At 47.3% G+C, this 1,032-nt stretch carries 1 protein-coding gene; it reads left to right on the top strand.

Translation table 11 applies throughout. The features are described 5' to 3' along the window. Positions 1-834: primase-helicase family protein (locus DWV53_RS15350; protein WP_118155477.1), on the top strand; the 834-nt coding region annotated here is incomplete at its 5' end. Positions 835-1,032: the final 198 nt, after the last annotated feature.

Here is a 1,032-nt window from a genome sequence, read left to right as displayed (position 1 = left end):
AAGTTGCCCATTCTGCTGCTCGTATCAGAGGAGAGGAACACAGGCAAGACCACGTTCTTGAACTTTCTGAAAGCATTGTTCCAAGACAACGTGACATTCAACACCAACGAGGACTTCCGCAGTCAGTTCAATTCCGATTGGGCTGGCAAGCTGCTGATTGTCGTGGACGAGGTGTTGCTCAGTCGCAGGGAGGATTCCGAGCGGTTGAAGAACCTCAGCACCACCCTCTCGTACAAGGTGGAAGCCAAGGGCAAGGACAGGAACGAGATTTCCTTCTTTGCCAAGTTCGTGCTGTGCTCCAACAACGAATCACTCCCTGTCATCATTGACGAGGGCGAGACCCGATATTGGGTGAGGAAGATTTCATCGTTGCAATCTGACGATACCGACTTCTTGGAGAAACTGAAGGCGGAGATACCCGCTTTTCTGTTCCATCTGCAAGGCAGAACGCTCTCCACAGAGCACAAGAGCCGAATGTGGTTCGCCCCCGAACAGATAGCGACCGATGCTCTGAGGAGAATCATACGCTGCAACCGTAACAGACTTGAGGTGGAAATGTCGGAGCTGTTCCTTGAGGTCATGGAGAACACCCAAACCGACAGTTTGCAATTCTGCCTCAATGACGCAATCGCCTTGTTGCAATGCAACCACGTGAAAGCGGAGAAGCACCTTGTGCGAAAGATAGTGCAGGACTGTTGGAAGCTGCAACCTTCAGAGAACGCCCTCACCTACACCTCATACGAGTACAACAACAATAGCAGCGGTCACTACTCGCCAACAAAACGTGTGGGCAGGTTCTACACTGTAACGATGGACAAGCTAAATAGCATATAATTTTGTTGAATTGTTGAATATGATGAAAGAAGTGTTGAATATCAAGTATTTAAGGCTCAACATTTTCTCAACAAATCTCTCAACAAAAGAAAGAGACTGTTGAAAAGAGAAAACATGACAGCTAATGCCTGTCTTTCTCTTTTGCCCAGTGATTTTGTTGAAAAGAACCATTTGTTGAGAGTTTGTTGAGAAGATAAG

It is taken from the genome of Segatella copri, from assembly GCF_003465495.1.
Taxonomy (GTDB): domain Bacteria; phylum Bacteroidota; class Bacteroidia; order Bacteroidales; family Bacteroidaceae; genus Prevotella; species Prevotella copri_G.
Note: the sequence above shows the minus strand (reverse complement) of the source record. Positions and strands in the feature narration are given on the sequence as shown.